16 protein-coding genes are annotated in these 17,302 nt (G+C 39.2%); 3 read left to right on the top strand and 13 right to left on the bottom strand.

The features are described 5' to 3' along the window. Nucleotides 1–151: 151 nt before the first annotated feature. The 7 genes from BK575_RS06555 to BK575_RS06525 all read right to left on the bottom strand — a co-directional run bounded on the left by BK575_RS06555 (nt 152) and on the right by BK575_RS06525 (nt 8,528). Complete coding sequence (locus tag BK575_RS06555) at nt 152–1,519, bottom strand: putrescine aminotransferase (protein ID WP_078409485.1); 1,368 nt, start codon at nt 1,517–1,519, stop codon at nt 152–154. Between the two features lie 54 nt (nt 1,520–1,573). Continuing rightward, nucleotides 1,574–3,046, bottom strand: a complete 1,473-nt coding sequence (locus tag BK575_RS06550; RefSeq protein ID WP_078414673.1) for an aldehyde dehydrogenase family protein — start codon at nt 3,044–3,046, stop codon at nt 1,574–1,576. Between the two features lie 393 nt (nt 3,047–3,439). Further along, nucleotides 3,440–5,575: a sigma 54-interacting transcriptional regulator gene (locus BK575_RS06545; protein WP_078409483.1), complete on the bottom strand. Its 2,136-nt coding sequence runs from the start codon at nt 5,573–5,575 to the stop codon at nt 3,440–3,442. Between the two features lie 287 nt (nt 5,576–5,862). Beyond that, nucleotides 5,863–6,111: a biotin/lipoyl attachment domain-containing protein gene (locus BK575_RS06540; protein WP_078409481.1), complete on the bottom strand. Its 249-nt coding sequence runs from the start codon at nt 6,109–6,111 to the stop codon at nt 5,863–5,865. A gap of 77 nt (nt 6,112–6,188) precedes the next feature. Continuing rightward, a complete protein-coding gene (locus tag BK575_RS06535; protein WP_235867462.1) occupies nt 6,189–6,476 on the bottom strand; it encodes an SAV0927 family protein in 288 nt (95 codons plus the stop codon). Between the two features lie 62 nt (nt 6,477–6,538). Further along, nucleotides 6,539–7,837 (bottom strand): Glu/Leu/Phe/Val family dehydrogenase, encoded by a 1,299-nt coding sequence (locus BK575_RS06530; RefSeq protein ID WP_078409477.1) that lies wholly within the window; start codon nt 7,835–7,837, stop codon nt 6,539–6,541. Between the two features lie 424 nt (nt 7,838–8,261). Beyond that, nucleotides 8,262–8,528, bottom strand: a complete 267-nt coding sequence (locus BK575_RS06525; RefSeq protein WP_078409475.1) for a hypothetical protein — start codon at nt 8,526–8,528, stop codon at nt 8,262–8,264. Between the two features lie 952 nt (nt 8,529–9,480). On the opposite strand from BK575_RS06525, the gene BK575_RS28370 reads away from it, so the two are divergent. Together BK575_RS28370 and BK575_RS28365 are read left to right on the top strand one after the other, a co-directional pair. Next, the gene (locus tag BK575_RS28370; RefSeq protein ID WP_169907599.1) at nt 9,481–9,591 is read left to right on the top strand and encodes a YjcZ family sporulation protein; all 111 of its coding nucleotides are present in this window, start codon (nt 9,481–9,483) and stop codon (nt 9,589–9,591) included. 42 nt (nt 9,592–9,633) lie between these two features. Beyond that, nucleotides 9,634–9,780 (top strand): YjcZ family sporulation protein, encoded by a 147-nt coding sequence (locus BK575_RS28365; RefSeq protein ID WP_169907597.1) that lies wholly within the window; start codon nt 9,634–9,636, stop codon nt 9,778–9,780. Nucleotides 9,781–9,891: 111 nt separating this feature from the next. Here BK575_RS28365 and BK575_RS06510 read toward each other — a convergent pair whose 3' ends face one another. After that, entirely contained in the window at nt 9,892–10,089 is a 198-nt protein-coding gene (locus BK575_RS06510) for a hypothetical protein (RefSeq protein ID WP_139367977.1), read from the bottom strand. A gap of 506 nt (nt 10,090–10,595) precedes the next feature. Between BK575_RS06510 and BK575_RS06505 the strand changes: the two genes are divergently transcribed. Then, nucleotides 10,596–11,411 carry a transporter substrate-binding domain-containing protein gene (locus BK575_RS06505; RefSeq protein ID WP_078409469.1) on the top strand — a complete coding sequence of 272 codons (816 nt, stop codon included), beginning with the start codon at nt 10,596–10,598 and terminating at the stop codon, nt 11,409–11,411. A gap of 220 nt (nt 11,412–11,631) precedes the next feature. On the opposite strand, the gene BK575_RS06500 is transcribed toward BK575_RS06505, so the two are convergent. The 5 genes from BK575_RS06500 to grpE all read right to left on the bottom strand — a co-directional run bounded on the left by BK575_RS06500 (nt 11,632) and on the right by grpE (nt 17,295). Beyond that, complete coding sequence (locus tag BK575_RS06500) at nt 11,632–12,303, bottom strand: PspA/IM30 family protein (RefSeq protein ID WP_078409467.1); 672 nt, start codon at nt 12,301–12,303, stop codon at nt 11,632–11,634. Continuing rightward, nucleotides 12,290–12,715, bottom strand: a complete 426-nt coding sequence (locus tag BK575_RS06495; RefSeq protein ID WP_139367976.1) for a hypothetical protein — start codon at nt 12,713–12,715, stop codon at nt 12,290–12,292. Before BK575_RS06495 ends, BK575_RS06500 begins: the two co-directional genes overlap by 14 nt. 113 nt (nt 12,716–12,828) lie before the next feature. Then, nucleotides 12,829–14,733: a TcaA NTF2-like domain-containing protein gene (locus tag BK575_RS06490; protein ID WP_078409463.1), complete on the bottom strand. Its 1,905-nt coding sequence runs from the start codon at nt 14,731–14,733 to the stop codon at nt 12,829–12,831. 41 nt (nt 14,734–14,774) lie between these two features. Then, complete coding sequence (locus BK575_RS06485; protein ID WP_078409461.1) at nt 14,775–16,253, bottom strand: Hsp70 family protein; 1,479 nt, start codon at nt 16,251–16,253, stop codon at nt 14,775–14,777. Beyond that, nucleotides 16,237–17,295, bottom strand: coding sequence for a nucleotide exchange factor GrpE (gene grpE, locus BK575_RS06480; protein WP_078409459.1), 1,059 nt, complete (start codon nt 17,293–17,295; stop codon nt 16,237–16,239). Before grpE ends, BK575_RS06485 begins: the two co-directional genes overlap by 17 nt. Nucleotides 17,296–17,302 lie beyond the last annotated feature (7 nt).

Genomic DNA, 17,302 nt, shown 5'->3' with positions numbered 1-17,302 from the left:
ATCGCAGATGGACCGGTAAAAAGTCCATCTGCTTTCTTTTATTACAATCTTTCTATAGCCTTACAGGTACAAAATATTAAGGAAACTTCCATCAGTGGGGGACTTACTGCCCGTTAATGCGGAATAAAATATAAAATCATCAAATCTATCATTATTCAGCTGTCACTTGCTCCAACACTTCTTTAAACGTATTGATGACGGTATTGACTTCCTCATAACTGATGGTCAAAGAAGGCTCAATACGAATAGTTTTAGAATTTATAAGAGTACCAGCCACAAGAATTCCTCTATCAAACATCCCTTGAGATACTTGGTAACCAATCTCATCCTTATGGAATTCAATTCCAATCATCAAGCCTTGCCCGCGAATTTCCAGAACTTTGTCTTCATGTCCCTTTGCTGCATCCCGTAATCCGTGCAAGAAATAGTCTCCTACCTCTGCTGCCCTTTCCGGCAAGTTTTCTTCCAGCAGCACATCAATCGTGGCAATGGCAGCTGCGCATGCAAGCGGATTGCCTCCGAACGTAGTCGTATGCATGAATGGATTTGGGAACCAGCTCTTGAATACTTTTTCCTTCGCGACGATGGCTCCGGCCGGCATGACTCCGCCTCCAAAAGCTTTCGCCAGACAAAGAATGTCAGGTACCACATCATATAATTCAGCCGCAAACATTTTCCCCGTACGCCCCATTCCGGTTTGTACCTCATCAAAAATCAGTAACGCTCCGTACTCATCACACAGCTCTCTTACTTGTTTCAAATAGTTTTCCGGAGGGAGAATGATTCCGCCTTCCCCTTGAATCGGCTCAAGGATGACAGCCGCCACATCTTCTCCTACTAACGCGCATGTTTCAAACGTTTTTCTCATCATCTCGATATCGCCGAATGGAACATGGCGAAAACCAGGGATCAATGGTAGGAACGGCTTACGGAACATTCCTTTTGCCGTACCCGATAAGGAACCGAGGCTCTTTCCGTGGAAGGCCCTTGTTGTTGAGATGAATGTTGTACGTTCGCTGTACATTTTAGCGAGCTTTAACGCTGCCTCTACACTTTCCGTCCCGCTGTTGGTAAAGAACGCATATTTTAAGTCACCAGGCGTGATGTCTGCCAAGATTTTGGCCAATATCGCACGAAGAGGATCCAGTAAATCTTGGCTGTGAAGCGCTTGACGTTTCAATTGATCCGATACGGCCTTCACCACTTTCGGATTGCGGTGCCCCACATTGTAAATGCCGAATCCCCCTAGACAATCAATATATTTCTTGCCGTTTACATCGGTAAAACAAGAGCCCTCATCCGACCATTCCACCGCCGCAAATTGAGTGTCCTTCGTTACCGTTTTTCTATACTCGAGGAAGCCCGGGTTCACATGCTCGCGGAAGCCGTCTACCGTTTCTTTTGTAATCCATCTTGCTTCTTCTTCCGTCACCGTCTCTTTTTCAATTAAACGTAACACCTTTTTAATATAATCGTTTACACTTTGAACCTGTTTTTCTTTTTTTACATCAATACTCATGCTAATCGCTCCTGTCTATTTTTTATGTGGTTATATTTTGATAAACACTCTTCTTTATTTCTCAAACCAGCCAATCGGCTCCACTTGTAAATTGATATTGATTTGCTTAATTTCCTGAAATTCTTCCAATCCGAATGTTCCTAAGCTGCGTCCGATTCCGCTTTGCTTATATCCGCCCCAAGGTGCTTCATTGTAGGTCGGATGATAGGAATTGATCCACGTGATTCCGGCACGGATTTTTTTGATGACACGCAGCGCTTTTGCCCCGTCAACGGTGAATACTCCGCCGGCAAGTCCGTAATCCGTATCGTTTGCAAGCTTAACTGCTTCTTGTTCATCCTTGAATGTTTGAATGACGACTACAGGGCCGAAAATCTCTTCTTGCACAATGCGCATATCCGGTTTTACATCCACAAATACGGTCGGCTCCACGAAAAATCCCTGATCCAGGCCGTCTTTCGTAATGCGATTGCCGCCGCATACAAGACGGGCACCTTCTTCTTTTCCAATCTCAATATATTTCAACACCTTCTCCATATGCTGCTGGCTGACAAGCGGCCCCATTTCTGAATGATGGTCATCTCCCGGTCCTACTTTGATTTGGCTGGCACGTTCCACAAACCGTTTGACGAACTGATTATAAATTGTTTCTTCTACGAGAATCCGGGAGCCCGAAGAACATACTTGCCCGGCACCTGCATAAATGCCAAACAACGCATAATCGACAGCTGTTTCAAAATCGGCATCAGCAAAAATGATATTCGGCGATTTACCGCCAAGCTCCAACGAAATCTTTTTCATATTGTCTGCAGCTGTTCTCATGATGTGCTTTCCTGTTTTCGTGCCCCCCGTGAAAGAAACCATGTCCACATGGCTGCTTGCCGCTATTTCATTTCCAACAATAGGTCCTGCCCCCATGACCATATTGGCAACACCCTTAGGCAGTCCCACTTCTTCAAATATTTCAAACAGCTTGGTCGGTGTGACCGGCGTTACTTCTGATGGCTTAAACACAATGGTGTTTCCTGCTGCTAAAGCCGGCGCGATTTTCCAGACGCTCATAAGCAAAGGATAATTCCATGGAACGATGAGTCCGCACACGCCTACCGGTTCACGAACGACCATCGCTTGCATCGGATCGGCGACGTGATACGTATGTCCGTCCGGCTTTGTAATCAGGCCGGCATAGTAACGAAAACAAGCAGCTGCATCTCCTACATCAAATCCGGCTTCCCGCAATGTTTTACCGTTATCCATCGTTTCTAGGCGGGTAAGCTCTTCCTGATTTTCTTCGATTTTATCGGCAATCTTTAATAGGTAAGAGGCTCTTTCCACAGCAGGCAGTTCTGACCACACACCGCTTTCAAACGCCGCCTTCGCTGCATCGATTGCTTCTCTTGCATCTGCTATCGTTCCTTCAGCTGCATAGGCGATCACATCACTGTTGGCAGGATTCACAATGGGCCTTTTTTCTTGATTGCTGGAATCTCTCCATTGTCCGTTAATATACATCTTTAAATCTAATATTCTATTTTCCCCCTTATTCTGGACACCTTGCTTATTTGTTGTATCGATCATCTTTCTTTCTCCTCCCTCGTCGATCTTTTCATTTATATATATTTGCAAGTTCCATGCCAATCTGGCAGTGTCGTTATTCATCGTTTTTTTGCATGAAAGGGATGTAAAATCTATGCAAAAATGCATAATCTATTAAACAGTGCATATATAGAGCTTCTTGGTAATAGATGAGATTTTGACTTATTCTTGTAAAACAGCTGTTTTATATCCTTTCAGCTTTAGCTGAAAGGATATAAAAAAAGAGTCCAGCAAGCAGTTGCATACTGCTTGCCGGACCCTTTTGTAAAAGATTCTCTCATTTATTCGCAATGAGAGAGGTGATTATTTATAGAGGTTTCCTTATCAAAATGAACGGTTATCCATTTTCATTTCCTTTTCACTTACAATCTTTTGATATTTTCGACTGACTGAAGATTGGCTGATTCCGAGAGCTTTAGCTGCTTTGGTCGTCGTTTTGTATTGCTTCATCGCTAACTCAATCAATTGTTCTTCCACATGGTCGAGAGCCTCTTGAAGAGGAATTACTCTTGTGATGACCGGCTTGGATTTTTTAAAGTCATAACCAAGTGTAAGAAATTGGCTGACAAATTCAGCATTAATCGTTTGATCATCAGCTGAAACGACCAGGCGTTCTATCATATTTTGCAGCTCCCTTACATTTCCCGGCCATGGATAAAATTCCAACACATTAATGGCGTCAGGTGTCAGATGAAAATTCTTATTATATTTTTCATTTAATTGCTGGAGGAAATGAAATGCCAGCATTGAAATATCTTCAATTCGTTCTCTTAAAGGCGGAATCTGGAGAGGAATAACATTTAAGCGGTAAAATAAGTCTTCGCGAAAAGTCCCTTTTTCAACCATTTTCTCTAATCTTTTATTTGTTGCTGCAATAATTTGCACATCCACTTTAATAGGCGTTGTACTTCCAATTGGAATAACTTCCTGTTCTTGCAGCACTCTGAGAAGTTTTACTTGCAGATGTAAAGGCATTTCGCCGATTTCATCCAAAAATAAAATTCCCTGGTCCGCTTGTTTAAAATAACCGTCTTTTCCCTGCTTGTCCGCACCTGTAAATGATCCTTTTACATAACCGAATAATTCGCTTTCTAATAAATTCTCAGGGATCGCACCGCAATTCAGTTTAAGAAACGGTTTGGAAGAACGTCCTCCTAATTGATGTATAGCCTGTGCAATCACTTCTTTTCCGACGCCGGATTCTCCGTTGATCAGAACCGTTGAAGAGAACTCTGCTATTTTTTTAACTTGATTAATAATTTGTTCCATTTTCGGACTGCAATAAATCAATTTTTTTAGGAATCGATCTTTATTTTTGAAATCGTCTAATTCCTTTTTATATTGCTCTGATATTTTTTTCATCTCTTTCAGCTCTGTTCGAAGGCGTGTGGTTTCCGTAATATCCCGCGAAGCAATGATAATGCGGTCAATCTCTTTTTTTTCATTAAATACAGGATTGCCGACGGCCAGAATCTTTCTCCCGCTTTTCGTTTCTTGGACAATCGATACTTTTTTCTTCTTTTCCAATACAAGGCGAGTGACTGACGGAGTAAATAAGCCTTGATCCTCTAATTCCAGAATATTCTTGCCGATAAGCTCTTTTAAATCGACATTCCAAAAATCAGGAATAACCGTTTCGCTAAAACGCAATAGTTCTCCCTTCTGATTGACCACCAATATTTCATCATAAATACTGGATAAAATCGCATTTAAATCAGTATTCAAATTTTTGATGTATTCAATTTCCATCGCCATTTCTTCCACCATCGGCAAATCTTGGACAACGATGATAATTCCTTCTACTTCCTGTTCAAGATTAAAAATGGGGCTGTAATCAACCAGTACGCCCATTTCATCAGTAATTTGAATTTGATTTAAAATCGTTTTTCCTGTCGTAAACACATTTTGAATATGGTTGCCCTTAAAAATCGTTTCTGCTGACACATTCATGACCTTTTCTGATGTTGATTTAATCATTTTCAAGCCGGCATCATTACAATTAATAATTTGTTTTTCACGATCAACAACGAAGATTCCCATCGGAATAGAAGTTAAAATGATTTTAAGTAAATCTACGCTTTTATTTTCTTGTTTAAACAGTTCGGCAAGCACATCTTCCCTTCTTATATAACCTGATGGCTCTCCCGTTTCTTCTTTTACAATCGCAATAGGTTCTCCAATAATCTGGAAAAGAACAGGCAACGATATATGTTTACTAAGCTGGCATACATGATCAATGGAAATGGCATTGGAAAGCAGCGTTTCCAACTCCAGTTTCTCTTTCCCCCCATCTCCCTGCAAAAGATTATTCACATGAACGTAGGCAAATAATCGATTTTGTTTTTTCAAAAATAAAAATGGTTCTCTTATATTACGGATTTCTATATAATCTTCTTTCTCCATCTGATCGATGGCCAAAGCTGTAATGGGTCTAATTTTTTCTTTTTCGATTGAAAACATCTGTCATCCCCCTCCAAGCTGCACACACTTCTTATATTACCATTTTAACAGAACTTTCGATCAAGTCTAAAATCTCTTTTGGCATTAACATTCAAATCTCAATGGATGTACGTTGAAAATATGACAAGAACAAGGGTGATTCTCGTCACATTTTCAACGTATAAAGGATTGACAATCTCCCTTGCGAGTTCTTGCCAATCCCTTATATATAGCTGTATAAAGTGAATGTTTAATCAGCGGCCCACTTATTAAGTTCTTATAGGCAATGATTCCCCGCTTTTAGATACTCAATCACTTGCACTTATGACCATCTCTTCTTTTATATAGGCTAAAACCATTCCCGGAATGACTTGGTCCCCTTCTTGTACTTCCAAAGACTGGACCTCTCCGCTGACACCCATTTTAATAATTTCTGTGCCCCCATCAATCGTTTTCACATAAAAAAGCGGCTCCCATTCATAAACCCTTGAATGTTGATTGATTGAGACTTTCTCAATCGTTCCATGACATGGACTTGTAATCATCTCATAATACAATTCGGACCCTTCCTTTCTTAAATTTTAAAGGATTTTTTAGAAAACAAAGCACATACTTCTATACTCAATCTTGTTATTTAGCAATATTGCTCTACATACCCTTGCGACTGAAGAATTAAATGAAAAAAGTTCCGAAATTCTCCAACATCTTGCTTTTCAATTCCGAGCTTTTGCGCCCAATATTGTTCCGCTTCAATATCTTCTGAGCATAAAAGAACCATTTGGCCATTTTGAAGCGAGGTGACCACCGCTTTTCCAAAAAAATGATTTGAATAAGCGACCATTAAGTCGTAGCGGTAATAATCCGTTAAAAGGCAGTAATAATGGATAGGCTGCTGCTCCCTTTTCTCTGATACAATCTCCATTTTCAATTGCTAAACCTCCCTTTGAATTGTTATATAAGCTTGACCAATGAGTCAAAAACAAACTAAAAACGTACCCACCCGCGGAGACGGGAAGCTTCCGTTATTTTACGTATTCCCTCTATATAGGCTGCCGTTTTCATATTGACTCCAAAATGATTGGCTGTATGGTAAACGTTTAAAAAGCTCGTTGTAATCTTTTCTTTTAAACGTTCATCCACGAGATCTTCCGACCAATAATATCCTTGATTGTTTTGACACCATTCAAAATATGACACAATGACGCCTCCCGAATTGGCAAGAATATCCGGTACAACTAAAATGTCTTTCTTATCCAATAGTTTGATAGCTTCTTTAGTAGTCGGACCGTTGGCAGCTTCAATGACAATTTTACACTTCAGGCGATCTGCATTGTGTTTTGTAATGACTCCGCCAATTGCCGCCGGTATCAATACATCACATTCTTTCTCAAGCAGCTCTTGATTAGGAATCTTTTCAGTAAATAAATTGGTAACAATGCCAAAAGAGTCTCTATTCTCCAGCAAGTAAGGAATATCCAATCCATTTGGATCATACACGCCTCCAAGAACATCCGACACCCCTACAACTTTCGCTCCCAGATCATATAAATATTGAGCTAAATAACTTCCTACATTTCCAAAGCCTTGAATAACCACACGCATATCCTGAATAGGAATATTCTTTAGTTCACTCACCAACTGAAGGGTATACAAGACCCCTTTTGAAGTAGCCGTTTCCCTTCCTTCTGACCCGCCAAGCACAAGCGGCTTCCCTGTTATAAAACCCGGTGAGTCAAACTCACGAATATGATCATATTCATCCAGCATCCATGCCATAATTTGAGAATTCGTGTACATATCGGGAGCAGGAATATCTTTTGTTGGGCCTACAATTTGACTGACCGCTCTGACATATCCTCTGCTTAATCGTTCGAGCTCTTGTAAACTCATGTTTCTTGGGTCGCAGATAATCCCGCCTTTTGCACCCCCATAAGGCAAGTCTGTAATGCCGCATTTTAAACTCATCCAGCCGGCCAAAGCTTTTACTTCTTCTGGTGTAACATCAGGATGAAAGCGGATTCCGCCTTTCGTAGGACCTGTCGCATCATTATGTTGAGCCCGATATCCTTCAAAAACTTTCGTTGTGCCATCATCCATTTGAACCGGAATACTTACTTCTAAAAATCTCATCGGTTTCTTTAAAAAATCAAATACCTCCGTGGGGTAATTAAGAATACCACTCGCTTCTTTTAGGCTTTCCTGAAATTCTTTTAAAGGATTATCCTGAGCTATTACCTCTTTCTTAGATTCAGTATTTTTCATTTTTACAGATTGATTTGTCATTTTAACACCTCATTTTTTATTGTTACTTATGTAATAAAGCAAGTTTCGTGCCAACTGTTAAAAATGATAAACAAATGCAAGGAAATAAAGGGTTTATCGATCATACAACCTATCCGTCTCTCTTCGAAAAACGAAATTTGAACTATCATGCGTATGAAAAAATGCATGACCTATTCAGTTTTGCATGAAGAATCATATGTATTCCCCTAGTATTGGACATGAACACAACAAAAGAAAGGGCTGCTCTTAGAAGAAGTACCATTTCAGGGCAAGAATAAATAAAAACGCATCTCTTTGGCTCTCGAGATGCGTTTTTATTAATAAATAATCTATTTTCCGCTTTTATAAAGGAAACTTCCATCAGTGGGAGGCTTGCTGCCCATTAATGCGGGATAAACAGTTTCATAGACTGGTATTTTCGATATTACACCTGTACCTCTTCCGTTTGGAACTGCGGCGGTACAGTTCGAAATGCTCTTGTAAGGTATGTCAGATAGCTAAATCCAAAAATAGCCCAAACAATTCCCACTATCAATGAACTCGTTTCAAGGCTTATCCATAATACTCCCACAGTCCCTGCACCCATTAAGGGCAACACGAGATAGTTAAAAAATCCTTTTATCGTTTTATGTTTCTTTTGACGAATAACAAAATGACTTATAACAGATAAGTTTACAAACGTAAATGCCATCAATGCTCCAAAATTAATGAGAGAAGTAGCTGTTACTAAATCTAAAAATATGGCAGATAATGAAACACCCCCGACTAACACAACATTGAGCGTAGGAGTGTTCCAACGCGGATGTTATATCTGATACAATCCCAAAACCATGGGAGCCATAAATGCTAATCCCATCATTACAACTTGCCATAATTTTAACGATTTATTCAGCCGTGCACCATTCTCCACATATCATTCCTCCTCTTTCATTTCATTTAAAACGCTTTCAATTTTATTTTTCTGCTCTGCTCCACCCGATAAAGCATCTCCTCTTTTCAAAAAACGACTCTTAACTAAATATTCTTTCAATTTTCGTGCCAATTTTTATATATAAATACTTTTTTATAAAATGACAATCTATTAAATGTAATAAAAAAGGCGAATTCTGTCGTATTAAGTATATATTTAAAAATAAAAAATTCATATCATTAAAATATTTCTAATTGTTTAACACAAATATTTAACTAAATCTTAATGTCGATGAGGTTAATGCAATAATGCATAGGTTATTCTTTACTTCATAGATTATGGTAAGACAAGCACAAATTCCTTGGTTAAAGAAGGCTGATGTCCTGCAGGCACAAAAAATAGGGATTGATCGCTATTTTTTGTGCCTTATAAGGACAGTCAGTTTTTCACTTACTAAGCCAGGCGCTGGAGCTGAACATCATAGAAGGGATCAAAGTGTAAATTTTAATAAATGGCCCCTCAAATTCACTAAATGATTATAGAGTAAATCAAACAGCCCCATCCTCTTGAGCTTCTTCTATGATGGGGCTGCTCTTTTATGTTTTTGCCAATTGCATGGGTAGTCTTCATTAAAACCAATTCATTAGTCCAAACCATTTTTTAAATTTTTCATATGCTACATACAAAGGAAACAACAATCGTTCCTTTTAATCTTCACAAAGAGGTGAATGAAATGTCAGAAGGACGCAACAACGGCTTTGCATTAATTGTTGTATTGTTTATCCTGTTAATCATCGTAGGTGCCGGTGCTTTAGGAGGATACGGCGGAGGTTACGGTTACTAATCATCAAATCTATGATTTTTTATGACAGGAGGTGAAAAGGATATGGGCTTCGGAGGATGCTGCGGAGGTTACGGATACGGCGGTTATGGTTATGGCGGATACGGAAACGGCGGCGGCTTTGCGTTAATCGTTGTATTGTTCATTTTATTAATCATTATCGGTGCTGTTGCTTTCGATAAAAAGTGTTAATACACTAATTTTCACAACAGCAAGCCGCCTGCATGGATTTCTTGGAGGCGGCTTGCCATGTATTTCTCTAACAGGCTTTCAGGTCATGTTCTGTCTCTATAGTCGATTTTTTTAATGTAAATCGATTTCTTTTTCTTCTCCATACCCTATCATCAACACTTTCGTTTGATTATTACCTTTTAATAATTCAACTAATTCTTTGTCTTTATCCATCATATTTTCAATAATCGGGAAACTGCCCATTAACTGTTCCATCGCTTCTTTAGAAGGGGCATTTTCTTTTGTAGGGAAAGTATGACTTGGAATCACGATTTTAACGTTAAGAGGAATTTGAATGGGGTAAGCATATGGAGGGAAATTTCTATTGAAACACTTTTTCACCAGCTTCAGAAAAACGGTTCAACTTTAGAGCAATGCTTGTTTTACATACCTCTCGTTCCCCACAAAAATTTTGTTTGTTCAATTCTCGACTCATTATTATCAAAAATAATAATATTATATAAAACAATATCATTTGAAAGGAATGATGGTTATGGCATTTACGGAACAAGAAGGAACCATTGCAGGCATAAATAATATGGCAGGGGACTTTTTCCCCTGCCATATTATTTGTGGAATTTTTTTATAATAATACTACTAATACTTTGTAATTTTATTTTTTTCAAAAAAATAGTTGTGATATTGATAAAAGTGTTTTAAAATACAGATTAATGAATATATATAAATTTTTTAAATGTTATTTCAAAAATAATATTTTTATTTTATAATATTAATAATTTTCAAAAAAATGAAGAGAGAAAATGAGGGGGAAAAACATGAAAAAGAAAAAATGGTTTTCGTCAATTTTAAGCGGTATGCTTGCTGTCAGTCTATTAACAGCATGCGGAACAAGCGGTGAAAAAGAAAATGGAGCTGCGGAAGGGGGCGCAGAAAAAGAAGAAAAGAAAGTATTAACGATGGGCACATCTGCTGACTACCCGCCGTTCGAGTACATCGATACAGCTAAAGGTGATGAAATTATCGGTTTTGATGCTGATTTGGCAAAAGCAATTACAAAAGAACTTGGATACGAAGTAAAATTGGTAGATATGGATTTCAACGGCCTAATTCCTGCGATTCAAGCCGGCAAAGTAGATTTTGTTATGGCAGGTATGACTGCTACTGAAGAACGTAAAAAGAGCGTCGATTTCACAGAACCGTACTACATTAGCAACAATCTCATTGTCACGAAAAAAGACAGCGGCATTGAAAAACTTGAAGATTTAAAAGGAAAAACGGTTGGTGTACAAGTAGGAACCATCCAAGAAGGAAAAGCAATGGAGCTTCAAAAAACAATTGATATGAAAGTTGAAAATCGCAACCGCATTCCAGAAATCATTCAAGAAATGAACTCCAATCGTTTTGATGCAGCAGTAATTGAAGATGTCGTTGCAAAAAACTACTTTAATAAAGATGAGACTCTTGTAGGCTTTCCAATTCCAGATGCAGAGGAAAAAGGATCGGCAGTAGCGTTCCCTAAAGACAGCGAGTTGACTGCTGAGTTCAACAATGTGTTAAAGGAAATGAAAGAAAGCGGCGAATTGGATAAATTAATCGAAAAATGGTTCGGCGGCGAGCAACCGGCTGAATAATACAACTATATAGATCGATTTAGAACCCTTGAAGGCACATTCAAGTTGTCTGAATGGCCGATTGTAAATGGCCTTGGATGGGATGAAATGTGTCAAATGATTAAGTAGAATGTATTAGAAAAGAGAAACGATGGCGCAAAATTCGCATCGTTTCTCTTTTTGTCTTTTTGTATGCCAAAAGATCGATTTTGATTTCGCTATGTTTGGCTGAAGATGATCGTTACGCCGTTTCCGTATTTAAACCTTTCAACTTTTGGATTTCCTTTTCTACCTCGTCTTGCATGGCCACATCCATATAACGGGGATTAAAGGCGTTTGAAGACTTGGATAATTGGTGACCTGCTTGTACCTCAGCCTCCTTCATTACTACTCGTTCTTCCGCTCTCGCTACTCCTCTCGCTACATTCTCTGTGCTGAATGATATAAAAGTATTGTGCATTTGTTTCATTGAGTGAGCCACATTCGCTCTTGAAACTAGCAGAAGTCTTTTTTGCTGTAACTCTTGATATTTTTGTTTCAATTGATTCAACTGTTCCCATAGAGTTGTCGTCTGGCTTTTGATCATTTCATACTGCTCTTGATAGACGTGCAGCTGCTTTTCTTGAATCAATTTCTCCTGTACAGCCAGTTTGGCTATTTGCTCTTCCCCTCGTTCCACTGCTAATTTTGCCTGCCTGTTCCTTTTGCTGATCAATTCCTCTGTCTCTATAATTAAAGTTTCTTGTTTCTTTTCCAAAAAGATTTGGTTAGAAAGAGCTTGCTGTCCCTTGTTGATTTCCTGCTCCATTTCTCTTACGTATTGATTTAACATCTCGATTGGGTCTTCTACCTTATCAAGAAGTCCATGTGTTTCAGCCATCATAATATTTTTTATACGTTTAAAAATTGCCATATGGTCCACTCTCCTTTTTAGTTGTTTGATTTTCTTCCCACTCATCCAATACATCTGCATTCCTGGTGTTTACATGAGCAGCTCGATTAATAATAGACGCTTCCATAATGGAAGATCGGAACGAGCGATTCGCTTCTTTCTTTTTAAGCCATCTCCATAAGATAACGGCAGCAGCTACTCCTAAAAACAGAAACACAACCCATCCCATTAAATGAAAGCCTCCATGATGCGGTCCATGCATTAAATGGTGGTGTCCAAAGCCCGGGCCATGTCCCCTGCCTACTAGCTGGTGACGCAGCGGGGCATTATAGAAAAAGAAACCTCCTAAGAAGTTCATCAGAAACTTGATTACGGTAAATGCAAGAATTATCCCAGCGATCCATAATATACCTTTTCGTACTTGAGCATTCATTCTTTCCCCTCCTTCCATCTCCTGATACTTGAATTTTAGTAAAGTAAAATGAAAACTCGGTGAAAATGAACGAAGCTTAAAAAAACTATTTAAAAATTTTTTCATAAAAAAACTCACCTATCAATAGGTGAGGCCTCTTCATTTCTATTCAAATTAATTTCCGTCTTTGACTGTTCATGAACGACGAGTTGACCGTCTAACCATGTGATTACATATTCGCATTTATAGCTTTGAACTTCCATCGTTTCATTACTGCCCGGGAGGCGGTATTCCTCATAGACAACCGCTTTATAACTTGACTCATCCAGTTGTGTAAGATCACCAATACTGTACGTTAGCAGTATTTCTGGAATATTGTCGCCGTTTAAAGACTGAATATGATTTTGTACCTCTTGATACGCAGAACCATTTCGGTCAAGCAATTTCTCTACATAAGCAAAATCGTCCTGCTGGATGGCTTCTTCTCGTGCCTTTATATACTCTTCCATAAATATAGCCATATCAGATTCTGTTACGGTTACTTCATTGTCTTGTTCCTCTTCACTGCTTTTCAGTGGATTGAACTCTTGTTCATATATCCTCTCATTGACAGCTAATTGCTCGTCCTTTACTATTTTCACGATATAAACACTATTAAATCTCTTCGTTTCCTTTTGAGCATCCCTGTAGACAACATTATACTCTTCATGTGCTGAAACCTTATATGTTGATTGATCAGTTTGTTCAATATCGATTACGTTAAAGATGGACATTTCCTCTATTATCCCGCTGTTTTCTGCATTATTATAATAATCGAGCTGTTCTTGATAAATGGAGCCGGCCGGATCTATTAAAGGTTCCACAAGAGAGAAGTTTTGCTGTTTCAATGCTTCTTCACTTAAGACAGCATACTCCTTCATAAAGGCTTCTACCTCTTTTATTGTATACACGACTGGAGCTGGCACTTCCTGAATTTCTTCCTGTACTTCGATTTGTTCTTCATCCTGATTTCCCCATATCCTCTCTTCAGATACTTCAGTTAGAGGTTTTTGCTCCTCAAAAGAGGGTGATTGTTCTACAGCAACAGGAATCTCCTGTTCTTCCAAAGTCGGAATCTTCTGTAACTGCAAATAAGAAAACAGCTCGTGAATCAATAATATAGCGAAGATTCCCGCCATGCCGGCAACAAATCTCCGCATCCATGGAGATGTTCGTCTCCTTCGCTTCTCCGCTCGTTTTCGCGTTTCATATGGAAAGGCTCTTTTGTCTCTAAATGATCTACTCGGCTGCTCAGACTTCTCTTTTGGCCTGTTAGAACGAAGCGGCGGCTTTTCCTTTTCAGCAGCTAGAACCGATATTTCTTTGAATAAAGTCAGCTCTCCTTTTTCCACTAAGCCTCCGCTTTTCTTCTCATTTTCTGTTGTTTGCAAAGACTCTGTCTTCCATACAATGGATTCTAATTCCGCAATGGTGCTTGGGTTCTCAATCTTTAAATGTCGAATTACCTCTTTATCTAACACGGAGTATTGACAAATCACATCTACGAGCTGTTTGACATCTGCAACTACATCATGTTGTTGACTTCCATTTATCGCTGTTGATTCCCCTGCACCATACAGAACGACACGCCCTTTATTCGTAAGCCAAATATTTTCAGCATAAATGGATCCATGAACCACTTTCTTTTGATGAAGATGGTGAACGGCATCAATTAGCTGTAAGACTTGCTCTAATCCAATTTGGCCCTTGCTCTTTAATATGCGTCCTTCTTCTCCCTCCAATATCGTATATGATCGAAACTCGTCTATCATATTAATGGAAAAAACTCGAGGTAAATATTTGAAATTAGTGATAGTCAATTGATACTTCTCGTAGACTTCATACCATTTATCTTGCTGAAGCCCTTCTTGATGGCTGGATACATCCAGCAGCCTTAACATATGACGTTGACCATTATTCAAGCTGGTCACTTCATACACAGCCAAACCGTATTCATTCGAGAAAATCTCTCTTTCTATCTCATAACCATCTATTCTCAATGTGTATCACACACCTTTTAAGTCATGCATTTTTACAGTCATTATGTTAGCTTTACGCTTTCAACCTTCCGAATATTGCTTTCCTTTTGCACGATGGTTACCGAAACGCTTTGCTGCTGATTAATCCGAAACGTAATGTGAATATCCAATTCCCCTGCAGGATACTTCTTTAACCCCGAGACGTGAATGGTTCCGATTTTTTTGTTATTTTTCGTGAGTTTTGAGGAACCTTGATACACATCAATATCCACTTCCTCGCAATCATCAGCATTGGTTGTAAATATGCGGGTTGCTTCACACGGGGTTTGGCGATTGCTTGGGATTAACACGCTGAACCGGCCGTCTCCTAACCCAATACCGAGCGCATGAGCAGTAGCTGTTTTAATTTCAATTTTTTTAGACCATTCAATCCGCTCATCCAAAAAAGCTGCATATACACTCGCTCCTTCGGCAACGCAAAGATCTGGATCGATATTGCCAAAAATTTTGTCCGTCCCAATTTTTTGAGAAAGCAGTTCATCAATTTTAGGAATACGGCTCGAACCTCCGACTTTAATCACACGGTTAATATCATTTCTTGATAGCGAAGCTTTCTCAATGACGGTATCAAGAATCATATCCATTTTCTCGAAATAGTCTTCTATACATTTCTCGAACTCTCCCCGCTCAACTTCAACTTCAATATGCTGTCCCGGCAATATGTTCGGTTTGATAATATCCGTATATTCTTCGTATGATAATATTTCCTTTGCCTCTTTTGCCGCTTCCATCAAAGCCGCTTTTACTTTCATCTTATTTGCAGAAGAAAGTCCTGAAAAATTCAATGCTGCTTTCTCTCTAATCAACTCTGCGAGACTTTTATCGAAATCAAGGCCGCCAAGACGGTCATCTCCTCCTGTTGCGAGTACTTCGAATGTTAGTCTCTCTTTACTGTTTCGTAAACGGAAAATAGTCAAATCAAAAGTGCCGCCGCCTAAATCAAATACCATGATGACTTCATCACTCAATGTTTCCTCTTCATGAATTCCATAGGCAAGCGCCGCTGCAACCGGCTCCTGAATGATACCAAGCACATTTAGTCCTGCTAATGAAGCTGCTTCCGATGTGTTCATACATTGGAGCGCTGTAAAATAGTATGGAACAGTCACCACAACGCCTGCAGGATCAAATCCGGGTGTTGTTTTTTCTGCATATTCATACACATCACGCAAAATCATAGAAGAAATTTCAATCGGTGTATACTCCCTGTTTCCTAAACGGATTTTTTCTCCCCCAGCATCCATCATTCGCTTCACACCGATTACAGCATTTTCAGGATCGATCAACGCGCGCTTTAATGCAAGGTTTCCAACCAATGGCTTGGCTTGACGCTCATCATGATAAACAACTGACGCCCACGTATATTCTCTTCTCGGATTCTGGTATACTTTCGGCCCTTTCTCCGTCCATCTGGCAATCGCCGAGTAAGTGGTACCTAAATCAATACCAAGAACCGGTTTCTTTTCATTGTCCATTCTCATGATTCGTCCCTCTTTGCTCTTCTATCGTGTTTTGTATCTTGTTTTTCACCACAATCACCTGCGCAGGCCGAATGAGAAACGAGTCCTGATTAAATATCGGTTTCTTATAAAACAAACCGTATCGAACAACCTCTTTTATTTGTTCACTTTGAAAATGTAAATCGTCTACAACCCCAATCGGCTCATGTCTATGTTCATCAAAACTATCACCCGCAGCAGGCGCGAATAAGGTAATGGAAAATTGATTAAATAGAGTTTGAATCTCTGATAGTAATAAACTATAAATCACGAGCCACTCTTCCACTTTTTCCATTCGTTCATAACGAGCGTCTCTCAGCTCCGCTATTAATTCAGTTGCATAGCACTTTCCGCTGTATAAACCGTCCATGATTGGGGCCACACTTTTTTCCATGAATGTCACAAATCTTTTTTCCGCTGCTTCAATAGACTCGTCCAGTTCCTCAATTATGTTGCGATTAGAAAGAAGGGTTTCCTCCATAATTTTGTTGCCTGCCTGTTCATTCTCTTGTTCCACGGTTAGTTCGCACCGATCTAATTCCTCACCCTGCACATTTTCATGATTGTTTTCTGCCGCTTGTTCAGCTTTCATATCACTTGCAGTTTCTTTAAATACCCCGTCTTTTCCTTTGTTTAATTGGGAATCTTGTAGATTGATTCCCTCTTTTAGCACTTTCCAAGTGAAGATTGATAATTTAACTGCCAGCTCTTCCTCACCTATGAATACAGAGGCGCTCCCTTCTAACGGCTTTTCAGGCTTAAGTTTGCGGAGCAGCCGGCTTACGCTTTTGACTGATAATCGAATACCTTCACGCCGATTTTCTAACTTTTCTTTCACCTCATCCCCAAACTGTTCGCTAACGATCCACTGTTCATAATGCTGCTCAAAGGACATTATGAGTCTTTTAATTTCTAGTTCCAATTGCTGAAATTGATGTTTCCAATTATCTAATCGTGCTCTTTTCCGTTTATATAATATTTGAAGATCACCAAATTCTTCGATAAATTTTTTTAAGTGTGTCATGCTAAAA

It is taken from the genome of Priestia abyssalis (genome assembly GCF_002019595.1).
Taxonomy (GTDB): Bacteria; Bacillota; Bacilli; order Bacillales; family Bacillaceae_H; genus Bacillus_BA; species Bacillus_BA abyssalis.
Note: the sequence above shows the minus strand (reverse complement) of the source record. Positions and strands in the feature narration are given on the sequence as shown.

Excerpts from the sequence above, each read along its gene's own strand:
- BK575_RS06530 (WP_078409477.1), bottom strand. The coding sequence starts at position 7,837 with ATGACAAATCAATCTGTAAAAATGAAAAATACTGAATCTAAGAAAGAG.
- BK575_RS28365 (WP_169907597.1), top strand. The coding sequence starts at position 9,634 with ATGGGCTTCGGAGGATGCTGCGGAGGTTACGGATACGGCGGTTATGGT.
- grpE (WP_078409459.1), bottom strand. The coding sequence starts at position 17,295 with ATGACACACTTAAAAAAATTTATCGAAGAATTTGGTGATCTTCAAATA.
- BK575_RS06505 (WP_078409469.1), top strand. The coding sequence starts at position 10,596 with ATGAAAAAGAAAAAATGGTTTTCGTCAATTTTAAGCGGTATGCTTGCT.
- BK575_RS06545 (WP_078409483.1), bottom strand. The coding sequence starts at position 5,575 with ATGTTTTCAATCGAAAAAGAAAAAATTAGACCCATTACAGCTTTGGCC.
- BK575_RS06495 (WP_139367976.1), bottom strand. The coding sequence starts at position 12,715 with ATGAATGCTCAAGTACGAAAAGGTATATTATGGATCGCTGGGATAATT.
- BK575_RS28370 (WP_169907599.1), top strand. The coding sequence starts at position 9,481 with ATGTCAGAAGGACGCAACAACGGCTTTGCATTAATTGTTGTATTGTTT.
- BK575_RS06500 (WP_078409467.1), bottom strand. The coding sequence starts at position 12,303 with ATGGCAATTTTTAAACGTATAAAAAATATTATGATGGCTGAAACACAT.
- BK575_RS06535 (WP_235867462.1), bottom strand. The coding sequence starts at position 6,476 with ATGGAGATTGTATCAGAGAAAAGGGAGCAGCAGCCTATCCATTATTAC.
- BK575_RS06485 (WP_078409461.1), bottom strand. The coding sequence starts at position 16,253 with ATGAGAATGGACAATGAAAAGAAACCGGTTCTTGGTATTGATTTAGGT.
- BK575_RS06555 (WP_078409485.1), bottom strand. The coding sequence starts at position 1,519 with ATGAGTATTGATGTAAAAAAAGAAAAACAGGTTCAAAGTGTAAACGAT.
- BK575_RS06525 (WP_078409475.1), bottom strand. The coding sequence starts at position 8,528 with ATGGCATTTACGTTTGTAAACTTATCTGTTATAAGTCATTTTGTTATT.